Consider the following 23327-nt stretch of genomic DNA (forward strand, 5'->3'; position numbering starts at 1 on the left):
CGCCCCCTCGCGCACAGCGATACGCTGAAGTCCATCCCCCTGGCTTCACGATCGAGGAGTATCTGTGCCCGAAGCATCAGCGAACATCGGAGTTGTCGGACTTGCGGTGATGGGTTCGAATCTGGCGCGGAATCTCGCGTCGCGTGAGGGGAACACGGTCGCCGTGTTCAACCGGTCGCGGTCGAAGACGGATGAGTTGGTGGCGGCGCACCCGGAGGCGGGGTTCGTGCCCGCATTCGACTACGAGGAGTTCGCCGCGTCGCTGCAGAAGCCGCGAACCGCGATCATCATGGTCAAGGCCGGTGCCGGCACGGACGCGGTCATCGACGAGCTCGTGCGCGTGTTCGAGCCGGGCGACATCATCGTCGACGGCGGCAACGCGTACTTCCCCGACACGATCCGCCGCGAGAAGGCCGTCCGCGAGACCGGGATCAACTTCGTCGGCGCCGGGATCTCCGGCGGCGAGGAGGGCGCGCTGACCGGGCCGTCCATCATGCCCGGCGGGTCGGATGAGTCCTGGGTCACACTCGGACCGATCCTGCGTTCCATCGCCGCAGTCGCCGAGGGCGAGCCGTGCGTCACGCACATCGGCCACGACGGTGCCGGACATTTCGTGAAGATGGTTCACAACGGCATCGAGTACGCCGACATGCAGCTCATCGCCGAGGCGTACGACCTGATCCGCCGCGGCACCGGCAAGACCCCCGCGCAGATCGCCGACATCTTCGCCGAGTGGAACACCGGCGAGCTCGAGTCGTACCTGATCGAGATCACCGCCGAGGTGCTCCGCCAGGTCGACGCCGCCACCGGTCAGCCCCTCGTCGACGTCATCGTCGACCAGGCCGGCGCCAAGGGCACCGGAGCCTGGACCGTGCAGACCGCGCTCTCCCTCGGGGTGCCCGTCTCCGGGATCGCCGAGGCGACGTTCGCCCGGTCGCTGTCCTCGCACCCCGAGCAGCGCGCCGCAGCCTCCATCCTCCCCGGCCCCGAGGGCGACTTCGCCGTCCCCGCCGAGGACGTCGACGCATTCATCGAGGACGTGCGCCTGGCCCTGTACGCGTCGAAGATCGTCGCCTACTCGCAGGGATTCGACGAGATCCGCGCCGGTGCCGCCGAGTACGGGTGGAACATCGACCTCGGCGCCGTGTCGAAGATCTGGCGCGGCGGCTGCATCATCCGCGCCCAGTTCCTCAACCGCATCGCCGACGCGTACAACGAGGCCCCGGACCTGCCGGTCCTCATGACCGCCCCGTACTTCGCCGAAGCGCTCACCCGCGGACAGGCCGCCTGGCGCCGCGTCGTCATCGCGGCCGCGACCTCCGGCATCCCCGCACCCGCCTTCAGCTCCTCGCTGTCGTACTACGACGGCATCCGCGCCGACCGCCTCCCCGCAGCCCTCGTCCAGGGCCAGCGCGACTTCTTCGGCGCCCACACCTACAAGCGCGTCGACAAGGACGGCACCTTCCACACGCAGTGGTCCGGCGACCGCACCGAGATCGAAGCGGAAGACACGCACTGACCGCGCAGCACCAGCGCTGAAAGAAGAGTTTCCCGCCTCCGATCTGTCTCGGAGGCGGGAAACTCTTCTTTCATGAGCGTGTCAGGGCGCGATGTTGTGGTTGCGGGCGAAGACGTTCTGCGGGTCCCACGCGCGCTTGATCTCGCGCAGGCGTTCGAAGGCCTCGGCCCGGAACATGCCGGGGACGGCATCCGGCCTCTCGGTGTCGGCGAAGTTGCCGTACTCGGCGAGCCGCCCGGTCTCGATCGCCCGCCAATCGTCGCGAATGCGCTCGCGCGTCTCGTCGTCGACGAGTCCCGGGATGTCGAATCCTCCGGCCATGACGAACCACGTCGCGGTCCGCGCGGGGAACGCCGTCTCGGCCTGTCCCACGTCGCCGTAGGCCCCTCCGAGTGAGCGTAGGAACACGACGGATGCCGGGTAGGCGGCGCGGAAGGCGACGAGCCGGTCGATGAGGTCGTCGTCGAGTTCGGCGAACAGTCCGTTGCCGCCGATGAACCCGGGCGGCTCGGCACCCTCGGCGGGTTCTGGCATCTGGAGCAGGATGTCGCGGTACGCGGGTGTCGTGTACTCGGCCTCCACCCCGTCGAGTGCGGCGATCGGCGCCATGACCGACCGGAGCGCGTCGATGTCGTTCTCGGCCCACACCGCGCTCAGGCGCGCCCCGGCGGGCGCGCTCGGGTCCATCGGGGGCACGTCCATGTATGTCACGGTCACCTCGCGCGGAGCCTCCCTCATCAGGTCGCGCGTCGCGCGGAGCACCCGCGTCGCATCCGTCGAGATGACGTGATCGCCGAACGCGATGCCCGAGACCGGGTGCGCGCGGAAGTCGAAGCGGGTGACGATCCCGAAGTTGCCCCCTCCCCCTCGAAGCGCCCAGAAGAGGTCAGGATGCTCGTCGGCCGAGGTCTCGACGAGCTCTCCGGCGGCGGTGACGATCTGCGCGCCGATCAGCTGATCCGCGGCGAGGCCCCAGGCGCGGACCATCCAGCCGATTCCGCCGCCGAGGGTGAGGCCGCCGACTCCGACCGTTGCTGTGTCTCCCGAGCTGATCGCCAGTCCGTCCGCGCCGAGCCGCGCGGCCACGTCGCCCCATACGGCTCCGCCGCCGATATGGACCACGGCGTCCTCGCCGTCGAGCGCGAGGCCGTCGATCTCGATGCCCGCGATTTCCGTGAGCTCGATGCGCATGCCCGGCGACGGCGAGTGCGACCAGGGTCCGTGCCCGCCCGCGACGACAGTGATGGGCAGCGAGTCCTGTTGTGCGCGCCGGACGAGGCCGGCGACCTCGGCGGCGGTGGCGGGGCGTGTCGTGAGTGTTTCGCTCAGGCGGTCATCGCTCATGCGGAGAACGCTAGACCGCGCCGCGGACATCCGCTTCCGTGTTCACTCTCGGCGGATCAACCGCCGGGGGTCACGACCGTCTTCAGCCCCTCGCCGCGCGCTGCGGCATCCAGCGCTTCGAAGAACTCGTCCAGACGGACACGCTTCGTGATGAGCGGTGTCAGGACGACGTCTCCCGCTGCGATGAGCCGCATGGCCGCGCGCCAGGACGTCGGCGTCGACGCGAAGCCGCTCGTCACCGTCAACTCCTTGTAGAGCACCGTGTCGAACGCCAGGCTCACATCGCGCCCGAAGATCCCGACCTGGACGTAGCGCGCACCACGCCGGGCCGATCGCATGGCCGCCGCCGCGCCCGGCGCCGATCCCGAGCACTCGATCACGACGTCGTACGCGTCCTCAGCGGGGCGCTCGGCGGTCGTTCGGATGCCGAGGCCGGCGGCGACCTCGAGACGAGCGTCGTCCGCCGGGAGGCCTGCGAGCGTGACGAGACCGCCACACGCTTTCGCGACCTGCGCCGCGAGCTGCCCCATCGCTCCTGGTCCTGTGACGAGCACGCGATCCCCCGGCTGCACGACGGGCGGATCCAGCAGGCAGTGCGTGACGCACGCCAGCGGTTCGCTGAGCACGCCGTCGAGGTCACCGGGCGTCGGCGGCATCCGGTGCAGGTTCGCGACGGGCACGAGCATCCGGGTGGCGAAGCCGCCGTCGCGGAACGAACCGATCGACCGCCGCTCGGCGCAGAGATTGCGTCTGCCCGCTCTGCACATGTCGCAGCTCTCGCATGCTGAGAAGTAGGTCTCGACGGCTACCGTCGCGCCCACCCACGTCGCGTCGTCCGCTGAGCCGACGGACGAGACCACGCCCAGCACCTCATGGCCCATCACCACTGGCCGCTCGTGCGCGTACTCGTCGTGCGCGATGTGCACGTCCGTGCCGCAGATCCCTGTTGCGAGCACGTCCACGACTGCCTGACCTGCCAGGGCGACGGGAACCGGCACCCGGCCGATCTCGATTCCCTCGACGCCGTCGCCGGTCTTGATGACGGCGGGCATGGTCGCGGCGTCGGCCATCATGATCTCCTGACCGCCGTCCGGAACGCCGCCGCGCGATCGGCCAGCGCCTCGAGGTCGCCACCGGGACTCGCCGCGTCCCCGACCAGAGGACCGCCGACGCCGAAACCGAAGGCGCCGGCCGTGAGGAAGTCCGGAATCGACTCGATCCCGACACCGCCGACGGGAATGATCCGAGCATCGGGGAATGGATCACGGACAGCCCGGACGAATCCGGGTCCGAGGGCAGAAGCAGGGAACAGTTTGACAGCGGCCGCACCGAGATCGAGCCCGCGCTGGATCTCGGTGGGCGTGTAGACGCCGGGAAGCACCCCGATCCCCTGGCCGATGGCATGCTCGACGGATGCCGTCAGCGTCGGGGTCACGATGAACTGCGCTCCGGCGTCGACCGCGCGGTCGACATCGGCGGCGGTGAGCACGGTACCGGCGCCGACGAGAGCGCGATCGGGCGCATCCGCCACGATCTGGGCGATGGCCTCCTCAGCCTCGGCGAGCGTCAACGTGACCTCGAGCGTCGTGACGCCCTCGCGGATGAGCGTGAGGGCGGCGGCGACGGTGGCGTCGATGTCGGTACCGCGCAGGATCGCGATCAGACGGTCCGTACCGATGCGGTCCCGCAGGGTGTCGTTGTCCACTGTCGCCATGTTCTGTCCACTCACCATTCCGCGATGCTCACCATTCCGCGAACGATCCGTCAGCGTGCCGCCAGACCGGATTCTGCCACCGTTCCCAGCGTGAAGCCGCCTCGCGCACTGCTCTCTCGTCGATCTCGATACCGAGTCCAGGACCGGTGAGCAGCGGGAAGCAGCCGTCCTGGAAGGCCAGCGGCGCCTTGTCCACGACGTAGTCCAGGACCTCGGCCCCGGTGTTGTAGTGGATCCCGATGGACTGCTCCTGGATGAGATGGTTCGGCGTCGAGAACGCCACCTGCAGACACGCGGCGAGCGCCAACGGCCCCAGCGGGCAGTGCGGGGCGAGCAGCGCGTCGAAGGTCTCGGCCAGCGCCGCGATCCTGCGCGTCTCAGAGATCCCCCCGGCGTGCGACAGATCGGGCTGCACGATCGCAACACCCGCTTGCAGCACCGGCAGGAATTCCTGCCGGTTGTAGAGACGCTCCCCCGTCGCGATCGGGATGCTGGTGGCATCCGTCACGCGCGCGATCATGTGCGAGCTCTCGGGAACGACGGGCTCCTCGATGAAGAACGGATGCAGCGGCTCGAGCATCGGCGCGAGCCGTCGAGCGGTCGCGATCGTGAACCGGCCGTGCAGATCGACGGCGACGTCACGGTCGGGGCCGAGGACGTCGCGGGCACTGGTGACCCTTGCGACGACGCCGTCGAGCTCCGCCACCGAACCGTTGCGGCTCATCCGGCCCGATGCGTTCATCTTGACCGCCGACAGCCCCGTCTCGATCTGCTCCGAGATGTGGTCTGCCACCTCTGCCGGGTCGTCACCGCCGACCCAGCCGTACGCCCTGATGCTGTCGCGCACTGCGCCGCCGAGCAGATCGTGGACCGGCACCCCGAGACGCTTGCCCTTGAGGTCCCACAGCGCCTGATCTATCCCCGACACGGCACTCGCCAGAACCGCGCCACCGCGGTAGAACTGGCTCTTCGTCAGAACCTGCCAGTGGTCCTCGATCAGTCCGGGGTCGCGGCCGACGAGGTAGTCGGCGAACTGGTCGACGGCTGCCCTGACGACGTCGGCGTAGCCCTCGAGCGACGCCTCTCCCCACCCGACGAGACCGTCGCCGGTCTCGATCCGGACGAACAGCCAGCGCGGCGCGACGGGGAACGATTCGACACGCGTGATCACGGATCGTGCTGTCACCGCTCAACCTTTCGTCGCACCGGCGGTCAGACCGGAGACGATGTACCGCTGCGTGAACAACGCGATCAGCATGATCGGTGTCGTGACGACGACGGATGCCGCCATCAGTGCGCCCCAGTCGATCGAGGCGTATCCGATGAAGTCGAAGATCGCCACCGGAAGGGTCTTCGTGGCGGCGCTGGAGAGCACGAGCGCGAACATGAAGTTGTTCCACGAGAAGATGAACGACAAGATCGTGGCCGTCGCGATGCCGGGCACCGACAGCGGCAGCGTGATCCGGAAGAACGCCCCGATCGCGGTCAGGCCGTCCACCTGCGCGGACTCCTCGAGTTCTTCGGGCATCTGATCGAAGAACGACATCATGATGTACAGGATCAGCGGCAGTGAGACGAACATGTGCGAGAGCACGAGGGGAAGGTATCCGCCGGTCATCTTCAGCTGGGCGAAGATGAAATACCACGGCACCAGCAGGCTCACACCCGGGATGATGCGGGCCAGCAGCACCACCATCGCGGACTTGTTCATGATGAACCGGCTCATCGCGTACGCAGCGGGGACCGCGAGCACGAGCGAGAGAGCGGTCGCCATGAACGCGACGAAGAATGAGTTCCAGATGTAGACGAGGTAGTTCCCGCGGCGGGGGTCGAACACCGTGCCGTAGTTGGTCAGCGTGGGATCGAAGATGAACGCCTTGCTGGCGTCGTGGATCTGCACGTTGTGCTTGAAGCTGGCCAGCACCATCCAGACGATCGGTCCGAGGAAGGCGAGCACGATCAGCGCGAGTCCGACGAACCGGCCGACCGTTCCCCAGCGGATCTTCCGCCTCCGGCGGGTCACGGGCGCGGGCTTCGGCGCGACGGTCGCACGGGTGTCGAGGGCGGTCATGAGTCCTTGCCCTTTCTCTGCATCTGCAGGACCCAGATCACGGCGAGGATGATCAGGAAGAAGAGGATCAGCACGGCCGAGGCGAGGCCGTATTCGTTGTAGTCGAAGCTCAGGCCGTAGGCGTAGACGTTCAGCGTCTCGACGTCGTGGAATGCCCCGCCGCCCTTGCCCTTGGTCGCGTAGAGGATGTCGAAAGTCTTCAGCGCGTCGATGCCGCGCAGGAGCACGGCGGCGATGATCACCGGGCGCATCAGCGGCACAGTGATGTACCAGAAGCGCTGCCATCCGTTCGCGCCGTCGACCCGTGCCGCCTCCTGCGGCTCCTCTGAGAGGCTCGTGAGACCCGCCAGCAGGATCAGCGCCACCATCGGCGTCCACTGCCAGATGTCGACGAAGGTCAGTGTCGCCAGCGACGTGGACGGGTCTGCCAGCCAGGGCTGGGGCGGGATACCGACCCAGGACAGCATCTCGTTGATGAAGCCGATGTTCGGCTCGAACAGCAGGCGCCACATCATTCCGACGGCGACCGGCGTCGCCACGAGCGGCAGCAGCACGATCGTGCGGACGATTCCCTGACCGCGGAACGGCTTCCACAGCAGCAGGGCGATCACCATGCCGAGGATGAGTTCGAAGGTGAGCGCGCCGGCGGTGAACGCGAACGTACGCCAGACCGACGGCCAGAACCGCTCGGTGTCGGTGAGCACTTCGACGTAGTTCTCCACCCCGTTGAAGCCGAAGTCGCGCCGCACCGATCGCCTGGCGTCGGTGAAGCTCAGGAACAGCGTCCACGCGAGAGGGATGATCAGCAGCAGTGCGGTGAAGGCGATGGACGGTGCGGCGAACAGCCATTTGCGGTGCCGGTCTGCCCAGCGGCTGAAGCGCTCGCTCGTGCCGAGCTCGCCGGGGACCTTGATTGCAGTCATGTGTTCTTCCCTCGAGAGGGGTCGCCGCCGTCGTCGGGACGGAGCGGCGGCGACCCGAATGCGATTACTCGGAGTCCTCGAGGAGGAACTCGTCGAAGGCCGCGCTCGCCTCGTCGATGGCGGCATCCACGTCCCCACCGGCGATCGCGACCACGATCGGGTCACCGACGATCTCGCGCGCCTTGGCGACGTCGATCACGAGCGGGCGGTCCTTGCCGACGCCGTTCTCACCGTTGACCTTGATGGCCTCGACGAGTTCGGCCGGGAAGTCGGCGATGGCGGCGTCGTCCTCCCACGCTGAGGTGCGTGCACCGGTGACACCGAGCTTGGTCATCTCGATGGTCTGCGCCTTGGAAGTCGCCCATTTGATGAACGCCCATGCCGCGGACTGGTTCTCGCTGGTGTCGTTGACGGCGAGCGCCCACGCGGCGACGTTGTACGGCTTCGCACCGTCAGCGCCGGCGGGGAAGGCCGCGAAGCCCACCTGATCGGCGACCGTGGACTGCTCAGGGTCGATCATGTTCTTGTACAGGCTGTCGGCATCCGCGATGAAGGCGGCCTTGCCCTGCTGGAAGACCGCGAAGGCCTCGGCCCAGCTCATCTCGGGGTTGATGGTCGCATTCGTGTGGTTGCGGATGAGGTCGCCATAGTACGTGTACGCCTCGCGCGCCTCGTCGCTGCCGATGACCGAGGTGCCGTCCTCGCCGATGAAGTCACCGCCCGAGCTGAACAGGAAGGCGCTGAACTGCGTGACCGCGGCGGACTTTCCGGTGCGTCCGATGTAGCCGGCCACGTCGGGGTTCTGCTCGTGGATGGTCGCGGCTGCGGCCTCCAGCTCCTCGAGCGTCGTGGGGACCTCGAGTCCGGCCTGCTCGAGCAGGTCCTTGCGGTAGTAGAGCACCGTGCGCTCGGTGATGATCGGTACGCCGACGACCTCGTCCTCGTACGTGGTCAGGGCGGCGGGGCCCTCCTGGAAGTCGTCCCAGTCGAACTCCTCGTCGTTCTCGACCAGTTCCGTGAGATCGGCGAGGTAGCCGTTGCTGGCGAAGAGCTTGTTCTCCTGCAACGGGCGGTACATCAGGACGTCGATCTCATCGGTTCCCGCGTTGAGCTTGACGTTGTACTGGTCGGAGAGCTGGTCCTCGGCGAGCTGCGAGATCTCGACCTTGGCTCCGGTCTCCTCCTCGAACTCCGGGATCATCTCTTTGATCGTCTCGGTCCAGACATGGTTCGCGAGGGTGACGCGGATCGTCGTGCCCTCGATGCCCTCATCCGGGTCGATCTCCGACCCTGCGCTGCAGCTGACCAGCGCACCGGCGATTACAGCTGCGGTTGCCGCCGCGAGGAAGCGGGCGGTCTTGGATCCGTACTTCACTGTGACTCCATCCTGAGCGTCGCGTCATCGCGAGGTCTCCTGGCGCAGATGCTGCGTTACATCTGCTCAGTGGCCAAGATAGCGAGCACAAGTCATACCTTTCAACCCTCGATGTTGAAAAGATATGATCAACCCATGGATGCACCTGCGCCGGTCGACGATGACCGCGATCCCACGCCGGCACGCGACCTGCGCAACCTCGTGCTCGACACGCTCGGCCGTGAGATCGCAGCCGGCGCGATCGCCGTCGGCGCGACGTTCACGACCGAGTCGATCGAGAGCCGCTTCCACGTATCGAGACCGGTCGTGCGCGAGGCGCTGCGCGCCCTCGAAGCGCTGGGACTCGTGGCCGCCAAGCGGCGAGTCGGTGTGCGGGTCATGCCCGCGACGAACTGGAACGCGTACGACCTGCAGGTGATCCGGTGGCGGCTGGCCGGTCCCAGCAGAGTCGCTCAGCTGCGCTCGCTCACCGAGTTGCGCGGCGCGATCGAGCCGGCAGCCGCTCGCCTGGCGGCCGTCCGGGTGCCGCTGAACGAGGCCGGCGAGCTGGTGGGTCTCGCCGGGCGGCTGTGGGCCGCAGGGAAGCAGGGCGACCAGGGCGAGTTCCTGCGCCTGGATCTGCAGTTCCACCAGTCGATCCTGCGGCTCAGCGGCAACGAGATGTTCGAGCAGCTGCATCATCTCGTCGAGGAAGTCCTGCTCAGTCGCGTGCAGTACGACCTCATGCCGAAGTACCCCGCGCTGCAGGCCCTGCAATGGCACGTCGACCTCGCGACCGCCATCCAGACCGGGAACGCCGAGAAGGCGTCGCAGTCGATGGTCTCGATCACCGAGCGCGCGCTCCTGGAGATGAGCACGATCTGGGAGCAGATCGGCGCCCCGGCCGGCGACGAGCGCTGACCGGGGCACCGCGCGGCCCTCACCGGGTGATGTCGGTCACCGTCCCCTTGGCGAGCCGCAGCCGCCTGCTGGCCCGCTTCGCGACCGCGGAGTCGTGCGTGACGACGATCAGGGTCAGCCCCTCGGCGCACAGTCCTTCGAGCAGGGTCAGGATCTCGTCGCGCATGCTCTCGTCCAGGTTGCCGGTCGGCTCGTCGGCCAACAGCACTCGCGGACGCTTGACGATCGCTCGTGCGATGGCGACGCGCTGCTGCTGCCCGCCGGAGAGCTCGGTGGGCAGATGGTCACCGCGATCCGCCAGGCCAACGTGCGCCAGGGCCTCGTCGACGCGCGTCTTCCGCTCCGCACCGCTCAGCCCCAGCGGCTCGAGCGCCATGTTGACGTTCTCGGCGGCCGTCAGCGTCGGGATGAGGTTGAAGCCCTGGAACACGAAGCCGATCTCCTCGGCCCTGATCCGGCCGAGCGCTGTCGGCGAAGCGGACGACAGCTCGGCGGCACCGAGGCTGATCGACCCGGAGGTGGGCTTGTCGAGCGCTCCCAGCAGCTGCAGCAGCGTCGACTTCCCCCCTCCCGTCGGCCCCTGGATCGTGACGAACTCGCCGAAGCCGATCTCGAGGTCGACGCCGGTCAGCGCTTTCACGACGCGCTGCTTCTGCGTGTAGGTGCGCGTGACGCCCTCCAGGCGATACAGCGTCGCCGGCGCGTCGGGAGTCCGCTCTGCGGGCACGGTGTCTGTCATGGTCATCTCTTGCTCCTTGTCGTGGTTCACTGATCGGCGCCGGTCACGCGACCGAGCGCAGGGCCTCGGCGGGGCTCAACCTCGCAGCGCGCCAGCCTCCGAACATGCCGGCGACGAGTCCGCCCAGCACCGCGAGCCCGACCGCGGCGACGAGCACCCAGGGCGTGAGCGGCGCGCTCAGGACGATGTCGGTCGCCTGCGCGGTCTGGAACATCCCCCCGCCTCCGCCGGTCGGTCCGCCCGTGCCGCCGCCGGGCCCGCCCATCCCCGAAGGCGTCTCGGTCGCGGCCGAGATCGTCGGCTGGATGACATTGATCAGCAGGATCCCGACCAGACCCAGCACGAGTCCGGCGGCCCCGCCGATCAGGCCCTGGACCATCGATTCCCCGGCCACCTGGCGCACGACGCGGCCGTTGGACCATCCGATGGCCTTCAGCGTTCCGAACTCCCGCGTGCGCCGCGTGACGCCCGAGATCGTGAACAGCACCGAGATCATGACGGCGACGGCCAGCACGATGATCGACAGCCAGGCGCCGAGGTTCGTGATCATCTCGTTCGCGCTGGAGAGCGACCCGGAGACCGTGGAGGCGAGATCCGACTGCGAGCTCACCGTGGCGTCGGGGAGCTCGTCGGACAGGGCGGTCTGCACCGAGTCGATCGCCGACGCCGAATCGGCCTGCACGTAGATGGTCGAGACGACGTCCTCGACGCCGGCGAGCTCCTGCGCGGTGTCCAGCGGCAGATACACGTTCGCCGCGGTGTCGGCGGAGTCGGACGTGGATGCGACGATGCCGACGACCTCGACGTCGGAGCCTGCGACGTCGATCGTGTCGCCCACGGCGATCTCGGATGTGGCGGCGTACGACGAGTCCACGAGGGCGACGAGCTCGCCGCTGTCGGCGGCGTCGAATGCGCGGCCGTCGCTGACCACGACCGAGGCGAGCGGGCCGATGGCGTCCGCACCGGGGTCGATGCCGAGCACCGTGAAGGAATCGATGCCGAAGGCGCTGCCGCCCTCGCCGTCCGCACCGCCGGTCGGCGGCGCCTCGCCGTCCCCGGGCGTACCCTCGCCCGGCTGCCCGAACCCGCCGCTGGGCAGCTCGCCCGAGAACGTCGAGTTCGTGAGGCTCAGCGCCCCGGATGCCGCGGCGACGCCGTCCGTGCCGAGCACGGTCTCGAGCACCGAGGCATCCAGCGTTCCGCGGCGGAAGTCCGTCGTGAGCATCGACTGGCTCAGCGTCGTGGTGTCGTCGGCATCCTCGCCTGCCTCGGAACCGAACTCGAACCGCTGCCCGCCGCCCTCGCCGGGTTCGGCCGCGGCACCCGTGACCGTCAGGTCGGTGCCGACGCCGTATACGGACTCGAGCGCCTGCGCCTGCGCTTCGCGCACGCCGGCTGCCAGGGCGTTGACCATGATGACGAGCGCGATGGCCACCGCCAGCCCGACCGCCACGATGATGGTCTGTCTCTTGCGGCCCGCCAATTCGCGCCGCAGATACGTTGCGTACATGTCTCTCCTTCTGCCGCGTGCGTCGCGGAACGAGATCGACAGTAGGAACACGGTCGATGGGCACCCGATCAACGGGTGATGAGAATCGTATGATCAGCGGTTCACAGGAATCGCATAGCGCGCTCTATGGATTCGCTCCGAACCGATGCGCACAATGGAGCCATGAGCACCGATCTGCCCGAACTGCACCGCCCTGACGGATCCCCGCTGCGCATCCTCGCCGTGGACGATGAGCAGATGCTCACCGACCTGCTCGCGATGGCACTGCGGATGGAGGGCTGGGAGGTGCGCACAGCATCCTCGGGACTCGAGGCGCTGCAGGTGGCGCGGGAGTTCGAGCCGGACGCTCTCGTGCTCGACATCATGATGCCCGACCTCGACGGCATGAGCGTCCTGCGCCGTCTGCGCGAGTCCGGCAATCTCGTTCCCGTGCTGTTCCTGACCGCGAAGGATGCCGTCGGCGACCGCATCGCGGGTCTCACGGCCGGCGGCGATGACTACGTCACCAAGCCGTTCAGCCTCGAGGAGGTCATCGCGCGCCTGCGTGCGATCATCCGCCGGACAGGTTCGGCCACGTCCGACGACGGTCAGTCGATTCTGCGCGTGGGCGATCTCACCCTCAACGAGGACAGCCACGAGGTCGAGCGCGACGGCACCGAGATCGAACTGACCGCGACCGAGTTCGAGCTGCTGCGCTACCTCATGCGCAACGAGCGCCGCGTGCTGTCGAAGGCGCAGATCCTGGACCGCGTGTGGAGCTACGACTTCGGCGGCAAGTCCTCGGTCGTCGAGCTGTACATCTCGTACCTCCGCAAGAAGATCGACGCGGGCCGCACCCCGCTGCTGCACACCGTCCGTGGCGTCGGATACATGATCAAGGCTCCGCAGTGATCGCACCGAGGCTGCATCGACCGCTGACCCTGCAGGCGCGGCTCATGACCGCTGTCATCGGGTTCGTGTCGATCATCCTCATCATCGTCGCCGTCATCACGAGCGCGACGCTCGGGACGGCGCTGGAGGGGCGCCTGCTCGATCAGGTGAAGGCGACGGCGTCGCAGACGAGCTTCCTGGTCGCCCAGCGGACGCAGGCCGCGGCCGTCGACGGGCAGCCGATCACGGCGGAGCGCGTGCTCTCCGGCCAGCATTTTCAGGGATCGGGCCTGCTTCTCGCCGTCGCATCGGCCGACGGGGCGACCGGGGTGGTCGTGACGTCCGACGAAACCACCGAGCTCAGCCGCTCCCAGCTGCTGGCGATCAACGAAGCCGTGCAGACCTCTCCGGATGCTTCCGTGAACCTGGAGGGGGTCGGGTCGTTCCTCGTCACCGTCACCTCGCGCAATGGGGTGGGGATCGTCACGGGCCTTCCCCGCACCGAGATCCAGAGCACTCTCGGGCAGCTGCTCACCGTGATCACGCTCGCGACGATGGGCGGTCTCATCCTGCTCGCCCTCACGACGGCGGTCACGATCCGCTACAGTCTCCGGCCGCTGCGCGCCGTGGCACGCACCGCGACGCGCGTCGCGAATCAGCCTCTCGACCGCGGCGAGGTCGAGATCACCGAGCGCGTTCCGGTCGCCGAGGCCGATCCGCGCACGGAGACCGGCATCGTGGGCGCCTCGCTGAACAAGCTGCTCGACCACGTCAACGACTCGCTCGCCGCCCGTCAGCGGAACGAGGCGCTGATGCGCAAGTTCGTCGCCGACGCCAGCCACGAGCTGCGCACCCCCCTGGCGTCCATCCGCGGCTACTCGGAGCTCTCGCTCCGGGCGCTCAGCCAGGGAGCCGACGCATCCGGCACGGAGACCGCGCTCGAGCGCATCCAGGCCCAGTCCCTGCGGATGACGCGCCTGGTCGAGGATCTGCTGCTCCTGGCCCGCCTCGACGAGGGGCAGGAGCTCGTCCACGGGACCGTCGACCTGACGCAGCTCGCGCTCGAGGGCCTGTCGGACGCCCGCCCCACCGGTCCCGAGCACATCTGGAACATCGATGTGCCCACCGAGCCGGTCGTCATGCTCGGCGACGCGGGCCGCCTGCACCAGGTGGTGGCGAACCTGCTCGCCAACGCGAGGACGCACACCCCGGCGGGAACCGCGATCACTCTGAGCGTCGCCCGAGACGGCGAGGACGCGGTCATCCGTGTGCACGACGACGGCCCCGGCATCGACCCGGCGGTACGTGAGCAGCTCTTCGCACGCTTCGCACGCGGCGACAGCTCGCGCGCGCGTCAGACCGGCGGCACGGGCCTGGGCCTGGCGATCGCGAAGGCGATCGTCGAGGGCCACCACGGCACGATCGACGTCGAGTCGGCGCCGGGGAGCACGACGTTCACGGTCCGCTTCCCGCTGACGCCCCGCCCGACGGGGTGACTTCTCGTCCGACATCCGCACACATGCAGGGTCATCGAGCGGATGCAGGAGAATCGTCCGGTGATTGGCCCTGCATCCGTTCAACGAACCTGCATCCGTACCGGGATCACGCCCGGACGAGCGCCGCGACGACGGCCGCCTCCACGCTCTGCCAATCGTGGACGACCTGAGCGTAGTCGAACCGGAGCGTTTCGTAGCCGAGAGCGGATGCTGCGGCATCGCGAACGAGGTCCTTGTGCCGATGGACCTCGCCGTCGTGGTTCTCCTTGCCGTCGACTTCGAGGATGAGCCGATCGCCGATCACGAAGTCGACCCTGCCGACAGTCGGGATGTCGACCTGACAATCGAGTCGGATGCCGAGGATGTGCAGCCGGAGCCGGAGCAGCGATTCCAAGCCGCTGTCGGCATCCTTCCGAGCGAGATCGACGAGCCAATGCACCCCGGTTGGGAGCCGGCGCCGGATGCGATCCTTCGCCGCCGCTCTGATGCGCCCCGTGCGGAGAGCGGACTCGAGAGCCGCGAAGAACGCCTCATCGCCATGGCAGTGGAAGACATGCACGAGAACGATCTCCAACGGCGCCAGTCCGAGTCGCATGGTTCCGCCGAAGAAGTGACCGACGCACGTGCATTCTCGGGGGTGGTGGACGCGCCCGGTGCCACCGAGCCACACGTGCGGCACCTGATCGTCCTGGAGCGTCCAGATCCCGTGCAACCGCAGCGCTCCGCCGCAGGTCAGGGCTCCGCCGTGCTCCGCAGCGGCGACCAGGCGCGGGTCGGTCGACACGTTCGCGAAGACGCCGGGGCGCACGCGCAGGATCGTGCCGTCCTTCACCGCCTCCGATAGCATCCGTCGCGAAAGCCCGAATTCCTGCAGGCGCACGCCGCGGGCGATACCGCCTTCATGACTGATGAGCAGAGCTGGCTGGAGCATCCGACGATCTTGACGGACGAACGACCACCGCCAGGTTCGAGATGACGCTTCTGGGGATGAACCCGCAACCCGGGCCGAGTGTGCAGAGCGAGTCGCCCCATACACGTGCAGGACCGATGAACGGATACAGGGGCATCTGTCGGCGGGTCGCCCTGCACCCGTTCATCCGCCCTGCATCTGTATAGGCCGTGACGGAGGGATCAGTACCCGGCGAACGCGTCCGTCGTGACCGAGCGCGCCTTCTGCAGAGCCGGCGCTAGATCGGCGATCAGACGCGGCGGGCCGGAGATGAACGTGTGCCGAGCGGTGATGTCGGGCACGACCCGCTCGAGGCCCGCGGCATCCAGGCGTACGCCCTGAGCCCACACCCAGTGGTCCGGCAGGTCGCCCGGCCGGTCGCGCGTGAAGACGACGACCGGCACTCCGGTGGCCTCGAGCTCGGAGCGGAACGCGAGCTCGGAGGCCTCGGATGCCACGTACACGAGCACGATGTCGCGGTTCTGCCCCGCGGCCTGCAGCTCGCGCAGCTGCGAGACGAACGGTGTGACGCCGATGCCGGCCGCGACCATGAGGACGGGTGCCTCGCCCTTCGGGAGCAGGAAGTCGCCCCAGGTTCCGGTGACGGCGAGCACCGTGCCCGATTCGGCCGCGGCGAGCGCGCGCTTGTACGACGACGGATGCTTCTGATCGCCGTTCTTGTACGCGATCCGGAGCGTCGGCAGATCAGCCGGGGCGGACACGATGCTGAACTCGCGACGCGTGCCGCGCGCATCGGGGCGGTGATGCGGGACGTCGAGCTCGAGGTACTGCCCCGGCTGGAACCGCAGCCTGCCCTGGGCGCGGAAGGTGAGCTCCTGCGCGGTCGGGGTGATGAACTCGCGCTTCTCGAGAGTGAGCCGCACCGATCCGCGCAGTGCGAAGGTGAGAGCGAGCAGGTTGCCGATCAGCAGCGCCCGCTCCTGGCCGAGCGTGAACAGGTCCCCGACGGGGATCGGCCAGCCGGCGAGCACGCCGACGACCCCGGCGACCCAGAACTGCTGCCAGCGTCGCGGCGGGCTCGTGAGCGGTTCTGAGACCATGAACACGCCGAGGAACAGGAACGGCGACTGCAGTGCGGCGAACGACAGCGCCGTCGGCAGGTCGAACGCGATGTCGAACTGCTGCGCCTGCACGGCCTGTCGCACGACCGCTGCGCCCACGGCGAGGAGGAGGAACACGAGCACGACCCGCACCTTCTCGGTGCGCCAGAGGACGGCGAGACCGAACAGCGCGACAGGGATCGCCATGGCCGGAGTTCCCACCCACCACGTTGCCGAGGTGCCGAGCCATGCGAAGGCGCCGAAAGCACCGGCGATCGAGACGACAGCGGCGCCGAACGCCGCCGGGTTGAAGATGTGCCGGCCGCGCCAGGCGATGAGGTACTTCGACACGCTCGCGATGGCGCCGGCGAGCGCGAGCCCGACGAGTGCGGTCGGATCGGCACCGGGGCGCATGACGAACAGGAGGATGAGCGCGGTGACCAGCGATGACTCGACGCGCCACGGCAGATGCAGCAGGCGCTGCGCGGCGGCATCCACGAGCGAGATCACGATCGCCAGCACGACGAACGAGAGCACGAGCTCGAGCGGCGACGGACCCACGAGGCCGAAGAACGCGAGGACGAACGCGATGGCGGCCAGGATCGCGAGAGATGACAGCGCCAGCCGGTACATCGAGACGGCGCCGAGGACGGCCAGCACCCGCTGGCGGAGGGACGTGAATGAGGTCACGGTTCAACTCTTCCGCATGAACAGCTCGACGGGGGCGTTCTGCGAGTGTTCGGCCGCACCAGCGGTGCTCATCCGCACCCACTCGACGCCCCAGCGCTCGGCGAGCTGCGGACCGCCGTCGAAGAACAGCGCGGTGGCGACGGCATCCGCGTGCATGGCGTCGTCGGCGATGGCCCACGTCGCCGCCCAGGTCCGCACCGGCATCCCGGTGCGGGCGTCGAGAACGTGGTGCAGCCCGTCTCCCCAGGCCCGCCGGTTCGTCGCCGATGCGCACAGTGCCTGATCGCGGATCGTCGCGATCCCGATGGCCTTGGCCGGGTCGAACGGATGCTCCAGTCCGATGCGCGCTTCGCCCCGGACGCTGAGATCGCCGGATGCGTCGACGACGAGGTCGCCGTCGACGTCGCCGAGCTCGGCCGCCACGAGATCGACGAGACGGCCCTTGCCGAGCGCGCCGACATCGATGATCGCGGCGGATGCCAGAGACAGCTGCGCGGCGTCCCAGTCGAGGACGCTCTGCCACTCGGCGGGCGCGGGCTCGGGATCGCGTGCGGAGAGCGAGTGCGCAGCGTCGTAGCCGAGAGCGCTCAGACTCCGGCCGACGAGGGGGTTGACCGCGCCGGCTGTCGCATCCGACAGCTCGCGGTACGCGTCGAGCATGGCGACGGCATCCGACGGGGTATCCGCCTGGCCTCCGGCGACCGACAGGCGGGTGACGAGCGAGTCGGGTCGGAACCGCGACCATGTGGCGTCGAATCCGGCGATGATCGCATCGACCCGGGATCGCTGCGCCGCGGTCAGGGCCTCGACCGTCTCGATCTCCCAGCTCGTGCCGATGGCATCGAATCGCCAGGTCGCCATCGTCAGCTCGCGGCCTGGTCCTTGATGTCCTCGAGGGCCGCGTTGAACCCGCCGCTGGTGAGCGAGGACCCTGCGACACGGCTGACGTTCAGCTCGTCGATCGCGACACCGACCACCTCATCGGCGATGCCCGCGATGAACTGCCCCTGGTACTGCTCGGTCTCGCGAGCCTGGGGGTCGCCGGTGACCTCGACGTCCGTCACGACGCCGTCGGCGAGCGTGAGCGTCACGGAGATCTGCTCGACCGTCTCGGGCGTCTGATACGAGCCCTCGGCGGTGTAGGTGCCGTCGGCGTAGTCGCCGGATGACGCCCCGCCGCCGCTTCCGGAGTTCCCCGTGGAGTCGGTGGACGCGTCCTCGGCGTCGGCCGCGCCGGAGCATCCGGCGAGCACGAGCATTCCAGCGATGCCGACGACAGCGGCGCTCTTGCGAACGGTGGGTGAGACGGCCTGGCTGATCATGGGATCGAGCGTAGGGCTGGCCGCTATGGGCGGGCTGTGTCTGCGCTGTCGAGACGCCTTAGGCGTCGCCGCCGAACATGCTCGTCACGGAGCCGTCCTCGAATACCTCGTGGATGGCGCGCGCCAGCAGCGGCGCGATCGGCAGGATCGTGAGCGTGTCCCACCGGCGGGACTCGGTCAGCGGGATGGTGTCGGTGACGACGACCTCGTCGATCGAGGAGTCCTGGAGGCGTTCGCTGGCCGGGTCGCTGAAGATCGCGTGGGTGGCGGCGACGATCACGCGGCGGGCGCCGTTGGCCTTCAGCGCCTGGGCGGCCTTCACGATCGTGCCGCCGGTGTCGATCATGTCGTCGACGAGCAGGCAGGTGCGCCCTTCGACCGTTCCGACGATCTCGTGGACGGAGACCTGGTTGGCGACCTTCGGGTCGCGACGCTTGTGGATGATCGCGAGCGGCGCGTTCAGGCTGTCCGACCAGGTGTCAGCCACGCGGACGCGACCCATGTCGGGCGAGACGATCGTGAGGGTCTCGCGGTCTTCTGCCGTGAGATTCTCCTTGAAGTGCTCGAGCAGCACCGGCTTGGCGAACAGGTGGTCGACGGGACCGTCGAAGAAGCCCTGGATCTGGGCGGCGTGCAGGTCGACGCTCATGACGCGGTCGGCACCGGCGGTCTTCAGCATGTCGGCGACCAGCCGGGCGCTGATGGGCTCGCGGCCGCGGCCCTTCTTGTCCTGCCGGGAGTACGGGTAGTAGGGGGCGACGACGGTGATGCGCTTGGCGGAGGCCCGTTTGGCCGCGTCGATCATGATGAGCGTCTCCATGAGCCACTCGTTGACCGGCTCGCCGAAGGTCTGCACCAGGAAGAGATCGCATCCGCGGATCGAGACCTCGAAGCGCGAGTAGATCTCGCCCGAGGCGAAGGTGCGGTGCTCGGTCGGGGCGATCTCGGTGCCCAGCGCCGCGGCGACCGCCGCCGTCAGTTCGGGATGCGAGCGTCCGCCGGCGACGACGAGCCGCTTCTTCGTCTTGGCGACGAGTCCCGGCGCGACGCCGTTGTCCCGATCCAGTTCAACGGTCTTCTTCTTGCGCGCCATGACCTGCCTTACTCTGCAGCTTCGCTGTTTGCGGCCTTGCCGGCTCGGGATGCCGCCTCGGCGGCGCCGGTGCCGGCACGATTCTTCTCGACCCACCCCTCGATGTTGCGCTGAGGGGCGACGCTCAGGGCCAGGGCTCCAGCGGGAACGTCCTTGCGGACGACCGCTCCTGCTCCGGTCTTCGCACCGTCTCCAATCCTAACGGGAGCGACGAACACGTTGTGCGAGCCGGTGTGCACCTCGTCGCCGATCTCGGTGCGGTGCTTGACGATGTCGTCGTAGTTCGCCGTGATCGCGCCGGCGCCGAGGTTCACGCGCTCCCCGATCGTCGTGTCGCCGATGTAGGAGAGGTGCGGGACCTTGCTCCCGTCGCCGATCTGCGAGTTCTTCGTCTCGACGAAGGTGCCGATCTTGCCGTTCGCGCCGAGCACGGTGCCGGGGCGGATGTAGGCGAACGGTCCGACGGTGGCGCCCGCGCCGATCACGGCGAGGGTCGCGTCGGAGCGTCGGATGACGGCGCCTTCGCCGACCTCGCAGTCCAGCAGCGAGGTGTCAGGTCCGATGACGGCGCCGGACTCGACGACGGTGGCACCTGCGATGTACGTGTTCGGCATGAGCGTGACGTCGGGCGCGAGCTTGGCGTCGTCGTCGATCCAGGTCGTCGCCGGGTCGACGACCGTGACGCCCGCGCGCTGCCAGCGTCGGACGATGCGGTCGTTGAGGACCCTGCCGGCCTCCGCGAGCTGGACGCGGTCGTTGACGCCGAATGTCGCGGCCGTATCCGACGCGACCTCGGCCGCGACGGTCTCCTGCGCTTCGCGGAGCAGTCCGATCACGTCGGTGAGGTATAGCTCGCCCTGTGCGTTGTTCTGGTCGATCTTCGTCAGGTGCGTGCGCAGGGATGCCGCGCGGAACACGTACACGCCGGAGTTGATCTCGGTGACCGCCGCTTCATCGGCCGTCGCGTCCTTCTGCTCGACGATGCGAGCCACCGTGCCGCTGTCGTCGCGGATGACGCGGCCGTACCCGGTCGGGTCGTCGAGGAGGGCGCTGAGCACAGTGGCGGATGCCGCCGCCGAACGATGCGCGTCGACGAGAGCCGACAGCGTGTCGGCCTCGAGCAGCGGCACATCTCCTGAGAGGACGAGGACGTCCCCGCCGAAATCCGTCGGGAGCGCGTCGACGGCGACCTGGACGGCACGGCCGGTGCCGGGGATCTCGTCCTGATCGACGATGACCGCCTCGGGGTACTGCTTGGAGAGCACCTCGACGACGCGATCGCGCTCGTGACGAACGACCACTTCGATGTGGTCGGCTCCGAGGCGGGAAGCCGTCGTCAGCACGTGGCCGACGAGCGGGCGTCCGGCGATCGGATGCAGCACCTTGGGCAGCGCGGACTTCATCCGGGTGCCCTGGCCTGCAGCGAGCACGATGATGGCGAGGTTGTTCTCCGTCATGCTCCGCCGCCAGGACTCGAACCTAGACCTAACAGCTCCAAAGGCTGTCGTGCTGCCATTACACCACGGCGGACCGCAGCCGCATGGGCTGCCTGACAAGTCTGCCACGGCCGGAGTGCAGGCTCTTGCAGGTTCCCGGTCTACAGCCCCGACTCCTAGACTTCTGCGGATGAATCGGGTGACGAGGCGGGCGCTCAGCGCGTTGAGCAGGTTCAACGCATCCCACCCCTGGTCGCACAACACCGCCTACTCCACGTGGGTGCTCCGGCAGGCGCGGATCGTGCGTCGACGGGGAGGCGAACGAGCGCTCGACGTCGGATGCGGAACCGGAGCCTTGGCGAAGCGCCTGGCGGGGATTCTGCCCGGGGTCGTCGGAGTGGAGCCCGACAGCCCGACGGCTCGGCGCGCTCGAGCGATGGTCGCCGAGTCGCGGAACGTCGCAGTGCTCGAGGCGCCGTTCGATCCCGCTGTGTTCGACGAGCAGAGTTTCGACCTCGTGACATTCGTGGCAGTGCTGCATCATCTGCCACTCGGTCAGACCCTGGAAGCGGCGCGGGACCTGCTCAGACCGGGCGGACGGCTGGTCATCGTCGGCCTCGCCCGCGAGTCGCCGGGCGAACGGCCGTGGTCCGCGGCGTCCATGCTGCTCAACCCCGTCATCGGGGCGATCCGTCACCCCCGCCGCGCGCACACCGCGCCCGAGAACATGACGGCGCCCACTCGGGAGCCGTCGGAGACCTTCGAGCAGATCGCGTCGGTGGCCTCCGAGATCCTGCCAGGGGTCAGGATGCGTCGCGGGCTGTTCTGGCGGTACACGGCCGTGTGGGTCAAGAGCGGATAGAAGACTATTCGAAGCTTTCTTCTATTCCCTTGCGCTTGCGTCTTGCATTCATCGTGGTTTTGTTCGATAATGAGATATGGCATTCATCGCGGAGCATCGAACGGAACGACTCGTCACCGACGAGCGCCGCGCAGCCCTGCTGGATGAATGGGTCGATCTCGGTGGACAGATCGCCGCGCTGGAGGCGCGCCGCGCCGAGGTGCTCGCCGAGCGCGCTGACCTGCTCGCCTACGAGTCCGGTCCGAAGATCGTGCACAGTTCGATGGCCGAGCGGTCGATGGTGGCCGAGTTCGCCGCCGCGGGGCAGGTCTCCCCCGGAACGATGAGCGTGCAGTTCGCGCACGCCGCAGCGCTCGTGAACGGATTCCCCGCGACGCTTCGCGCGTTGAAGGAGGGCCGGATCAGCAGGCGCCACGCCGAGGTTATCGTCGAGGCCGGGCCGCGCGACGATCGAGGCGATGCGGCCGACGGCGGAGCGACGGATCGAGCCGCCTACGAGCACGACGTGCTCCCCTACGCCTGCCGCACGACCGCGCCGCGGACCAAGGCTCACGCCCGGGCGGTGACGGCGAAGCTGCAGCCGGTCACGCAGCTCGAATCGCACCGCGAAGCTCGTGACGAGCGTGAGGTGCGGATTCAACCGACCGCGGACGGCATGGCTCAGCTGATCGCCGTCGTCCCCGAGATCCTCGCGCACGGTATTCACGACCGCCTCAGCGCCATGGCACGCGAGATCGACGATGACCGGACGACGGATCAGCGTCGCGCCGACCTGTTCTGCGATCTTCTGCTCACTGCGGCCCCCTCGACCGGGCTCGGCACCGATATGAATGCCTTCCGCCCCACGGTGCAGGTGACGATCGCCGCCTCCACGCTCCTCGGTCGCGACGAGCTCATGGCAGAGATCGACGGCATCGGCCCTGTTCACCCCGATATCGCCCGCGACCTCGCCGGCCGGGCACCGAGTTTCAGTCGCCTGTTCCTCAACCCGAGCGGAATGGTCACGAACGTCGACACCTACGTCCCGTCGAGCCGGATGAAGAAATACCTGCGAGCACGGGACCAGCACTGCCGGTTCCCCGGATGCCGCGCCAAGACATCGCGATGTCAGATCGACCACAACTGCGACCGAGCATTCGGCGGAGCGACCGCACTGTGCAACCTCGCCTGCTTCTGCAACAGTCATCATCCGCTCAAGCATCCCGATGTGGACGCGCGACATCGATGGACGGTCACGCAGCAGGACGAGGGCACGCTCGTCTGGCGCAGCCCGCTCGGCCGCGAGTACATCGACGACCCCGCGCCCCGCGTGATGTTCGTCTGAACCCGTCGACCCCTGAGCCCGTCGACCCTTGAGCCCGGCCCACGCGCCCGGAGGCTCCGGACAGCGCGCAGCGATGTCTGGAGTGGGCGTGGGGATCGAAGGGTCGACGCCCTGCATCGGATAATGAAC

General features: G+C 68.4%; 21 protein-coding genes and 1 tRNA gene. 6 read left to right on the forward strand and 16 right to left on the reverse strand.

Translation table 11 applies throughout. The features are described from left to right. Nucleotides 1-64 precede the first annotated feature (64 nt). Nucleotides 65-1519, forward strand: a complete 1455-nt coding sequence (gene gndA, locus AB0269_RS12520) for an NADP-dependent phosphogluconate dehydrogenase (protein ID WP_366211606.1) — start codon at nt 65-67, stop codon at nt 1517-1519. An 81-nt stretch (nt 1520-1600) separates the two neighbouring features. Here gndA and AB0269_RS12525 read toward each other — a convergent pair whose 3' ends face one another. The 7 genes from AB0269_RS12525 to AB0269_RS12555 form a co-directional block, all read right to left on the reverse strand. Further along, complete coding sequence (locus AB0269_RS12525; RefSeq protein ID WP_366211607.1) at nt 1601-2863, reverse strand: FAD-binding oxidoreductase; 1263 nt, start codon at nt 2861-2863, stop codon at nt 1601-1603. Between the two features lie 56 nt (nt 2864-2919). After that, the gene (locus tag AB0269_RS12530; RefSeq protein ID WP_366211608.1) at nt 2920-3933 is read right to left on the reverse strand and encodes an alcohol dehydrogenase catalytic domain-containing protein; all 1014 of its coding nucleotides are present in this window, start codon (nt 3931-3933) and stop codon (nt 2920-2922) included. After that, the gene (locus tag AB0269_RS12535) at nt 3933-4568 is read right to left on the reverse strand and encodes a bifunctional 4-hydroxy-2-oxoglutarate aldolase/2-dehydro-3-deoxy-phosphogluconate aldolase (RefSeq protein WP_366211609.1); all 636 of its coding nucleotides are present in this window, start codon (nt 4566-4568) and stop codon (nt 3933-3935) included. The genes AB0269_RS12530 and AB0269_RS12535 overlap by 1 nt, the downstream gene beginning before the upstream one ends. A 37-nt stretch (nt 4569-4605) precedes the next feature. Next, the gene (gene dgoD / locus AB0269_RS12540) at nt 4606-5763 is read right to left on the reverse strand and encodes a galactonate dehydratase (protein WP_366211610.1); all 1158 of its coding nucleotides are present in this window, start codon (nt 5761-5763) and stop codon (nt 4606-4608) included. A gap of 3 nt (nt 5764-5766) precedes the next feature. Then, nucleotides 5767-6648, reverse strand: coding sequence for a carbohydrate ABC transporter permease (locus tag AB0269_RS12545; protein ID WP_147039713.1), 882 nt, complete (start codon nt 6646-6648; stop codon nt 5767-5769). After that, entirely contained in the window at nt 6645-7571 is a 927-nt protein-coding gene (locus tag AB0269_RS12550; protein WP_366211611.1) for a sugar ABC transporter permease, read from the reverse strand. Before AB0269_RS12550 ends, AB0269_RS12545 begins: the two co-directional genes overlap by 4 nt. Nucleotides 7572-7635: 64 nt before the next feature. After that, complete coding sequence (locus AB0269_RS12555; RefSeq protein WP_366211612.1) at nt 7636-8946, reverse strand: sugar ABC transporter substrate-binding protein; 1311 nt, start codon at nt 8944-8946, stop codon at nt 7636-7638. A gap of 135 nt (nt 8947-9081) precedes the next feature. Between AB0269_RS12555 and AB0269_RS12560 the strand changes: the two genes are divergently transcribed. Further along, on the forward strand, nt 9082-9846 hold the full coding sequence (locus tag AB0269_RS12560; protein ID WP_366211613.1) for an FCD domain-containing protein: 765 nt from the start codon (nt 9082-9084) through the stop codon (nt 9844-9846). A 19-nt stretch (nt 9847-9865) separates the two neighbouring features. On the opposite strand, the gene AB0269_RS12565 is transcribed toward AB0269_RS12560, so the two are convergent. Continuing rightward, nucleotides 9866-10591 (reverse strand): ABC transporter ATP-binding protein, encoded by a 726-nt coding sequence (locus AB0269_RS12565; RefSeq protein ID WP_366211614.1) that lies wholly within the window; start codon nt 10589-10591, stop codon nt 9866-9868. Between the two features lie 37 nt (nt 10592-10628). Then, nucleotides 10629-12095 (reverse strand): ABC transporter permease, encoded by a 1467-nt coding sequence (locus tag AB0269_RS12570; RefSeq protein ID WP_366211615.1) that lies wholly within the window; start codon nt 12093-12095, stop codon nt 10629-10631. Nucleotides 12096-12257: 162 nt separating this feature from the next. Between AB0269_RS12570 and AB0269_RS12575 the strand changes: the two genes are divergently transcribed. Beyond that, nucleotides 12258-12986 (forward strand): response regulator transcription factor, encoded by a 729-nt coding sequence (locus AB0269_RS12575; protein WP_175985522.1) that lies wholly within the window; start codon nt 12258-12260, stop codon nt 12984-12986. A gap of 44 nt (nt 12987-13030) precedes the next feature. After that, nucleotides 13031-14461, forward strand: coding sequence for an ATP-binding protein (locus AB0269_RS12580; protein ID WP_366211616.1), 1431 nt, complete (start codon nt 13031-13033; stop codon nt 14459-14461). A 106-nt stretch (nt 14462-14567) separates the two neighbouring features. Here AB0269_RS12580 and AB0269_RS12585 read toward each other — a convergent pair whose 3' ends face one another. The 7 genes from AB0269_RS12585 to AB0269_RS12615 form a co-directional block, all read right to left on the reverse strand. Then, a complete protein-coding gene (locus tag AB0269_RS12585; protein ID WP_366211617.1) occupies nt 14568-15392 on the reverse strand; it encodes a type IV toxin-antitoxin system AbiEi family antitoxin domain-containing protein in 825 nt (274 codons plus the stop codon). A 200-nt stretch (nt 15393-15592) separates the two neighbouring features. After that, a complete protein-coding gene (locus tag AB0269_RS12590) occupies nt 15593-17104 on the reverse strand; it encodes a flavodoxin reductase (RefSeq protein ID WP_366211855.1) in 1512 nt (503 codons plus the stop codon). A gap of 60 nt (nt 17105-17164) precedes the next feature. Then, nucleotides 17165-18022: an FAD:protein FMN transferase gene (locus AB0269_RS12595; RefSeq protein WP_366211618.1), complete on the reverse strand. Its 858-nt coding sequence runs from the start codon at nt 18020-18022 to the stop codon at nt 17165-17167. Between the two features lie 2 nt (nt 18023-18024). After that, nucleotides 18025-18483 (reverse strand): hypothetical protein, encoded by a 459-nt coding sequence (locus AB0269_RS12600; RefSeq protein WP_366211619.1) that lies wholly within the window; start codon nt 18481-18483, stop codon nt 18025-18027. A gap of 58 nt (nt 18484-18541) precedes the next feature. Next, nucleotides 18542-19576, reverse strand: coding sequence for a ribose-phosphate diphosphokinase (locus AB0269_RS12605; RefSeq protein WP_366211620.1), 1035 nt, complete (start codon nt 19574-19576; stop codon nt 18542-18544). Between the two features lie 8 nt (nt 19577-19584). Then, entirely contained in the window at nt 19585-21033 is a 1449-nt protein-coding gene (glmU, locus tag AB0269_RS12610) for a bifunctional UDP-N-acetylglucosamine diphosphorylase/glucosamine-1-phosphate N-acetyltransferase GlmU (protein WP_366211621.1), read from the reverse strand. 1 nt (nt 21034) lies between these two features. Further along, a tRNA-Gln gene (locus tag AB0269_RS12615) sits at nt 21035-21106 on the reverse strand. A 96-nt stretch (nt 21107-21202) separates the two neighbouring features. On the opposite strand from AB0269_RS12615, the gene AB0269_RS12620 reads away from it, so the two are divergent. Beyond that, nucleotides 21203-21874 carry a class I SAM-dependent methyltransferase gene (locus AB0269_RS12620; protein WP_366211622.1) on the forward strand — a complete coding sequence of 224 codons (672 nt, stop codon included), beginning with the start codon at nt 21203-21205 and terminating at the stop codon, nt 21872-21874. Between the two features lie 76 nt (nt 21875-21950). Continuing rightward, nucleotides 21951-23198, forward strand: a complete 1248-nt coding sequence (locus tag AB0269_RS12625) for a DUF222 domain-containing protein (RefSeq protein WP_366211623.1) — start codon at nt 21951-21953, stop codon at nt 23196-23198. Nucleotides 23199-23327: the final 129 nt, after the last annotated feature.

This window comes from Microbacterium sp. NPDC077644, from assembly GCF_040702785.1.
GTDB lineage: Bacteria > Actinomycetota > Actinomycetes > Actinomycetales > Microbacteriaceae > Microbacterium.

Coding starts and splice junctions, on each gene's coding strand:
- AB0269_RS12525 (WP_366211607.1), bottom strand. CDS start 2,863: ATGAGCGATGACCGCCTGAGCGAAACACTCACGACACGCCCCGCCACC.
- AB0269_RS12530 (WP_366211608.1), bottom strand. CDS start 3,933: ATGGCCGACGCCGCGACCATGCCCGCCGTCATCAAGACCGGCGACGGC.
- AB0269_RS12545 (WP_147039713.1), bottom strand. CDS start 6,648: ATGACCGCCCTCGACACCCGTGCGACCGTCGCGCCGAAGCCCGCGCCC.
- AB0269_RS12550 (WP_366211611.1), bottom strand. CDS start 7,571: ATGACTGCAATCAAGGTCCCCGGCGAGCTCGGCACGAGCGAGCGCTTC.
- AB0269_RS12560 (WP_366211613.1), top strand. CDS start 9,082: ATGGATGCACCTGCGCCGGTCGACGATGACCGCGATCCCACGCCGGCA.
- AB0269_RS12565 (WP_366211614.1), bottom strand. CDS start 10,591: ATGACCATGACAGACACCGTGCCCGCAGAGCGGACTCCCGACGCGCCG.
- AB0269_RS12570 (WP_366211615.1), bottom strand. CDS start 12,095: ATGTACGCAACGTATCTGCGGCGCGAATTGGCGGGCCGCAAGAGACAG.
- AB0269_RS12575 (WP_175985522.1), top strand. CDS start 12,258: ATGAGCACCGATCTGCCCGAACTGCACCGCCCTGACGGATCCCCGCTG.
- AB0269_RS12580 (WP_366211616.1), top strand. CDS start 13,031: ATGACCGCTGTCATCGGGTTCGTGTCGATCATCCTCATCATCGTCGCC.
- AB0269_RS12585 (WP_366211617.1), bottom strand. CDS start 15,392: ATGCTCCAGCCAGCTCTGCTCATCAGTCATGAAGGCGGTATCGCCCGC.
- AB0269_RS12590 (WP_366211855.1), bottom strand. CDS start 17,104: ATGTACCGGCTGGCGCTGTCATCTCTCGCGATCCTGGCCGCCATCGCG.
- AB0269_RS12595 (WP_366211618.1), bottom strand. CDS start 18,022: ATGGCGACCTGGCGATTCGATGCCATCGGCACGAGCTGGGAGATCGAG.
- AB0269_RS12600 (WP_366211619.1), bottom strand. CDS start 18,483: ATGATCAGCCAGGCCGTCTCACCCACCGTTCGCAAGAGCGCCGCTGTC.
- AB0269_RS12605 (WP_366211620.1), bottom strand. CDS start 19,576: ATGGCGCGCAAGAAGAAGACCGTTGAACTGGATCGGGACAACGGCGTC.
- glmU (WP_366211621.1), bottom strand. CDS start 21,033: ATGACGGAGAACAACCTCGCCATCATCGTGCTCGCTGCAGGCCAGGGC.
- AB0269_RS12620 (WP_366211622.1), top strand. CDS start 21,203: ATGAATCGGGTGACGAGGCGGGCGCTCAGCGCGTTGAGCAGGTTCAAC.
- AB0269_RS12625 (WP_366211623.1), top strand. CDS start 21,951: ATGGCATTCATCGCGGAGCATCGAACGGAACGACTCGTCACCGACGAG.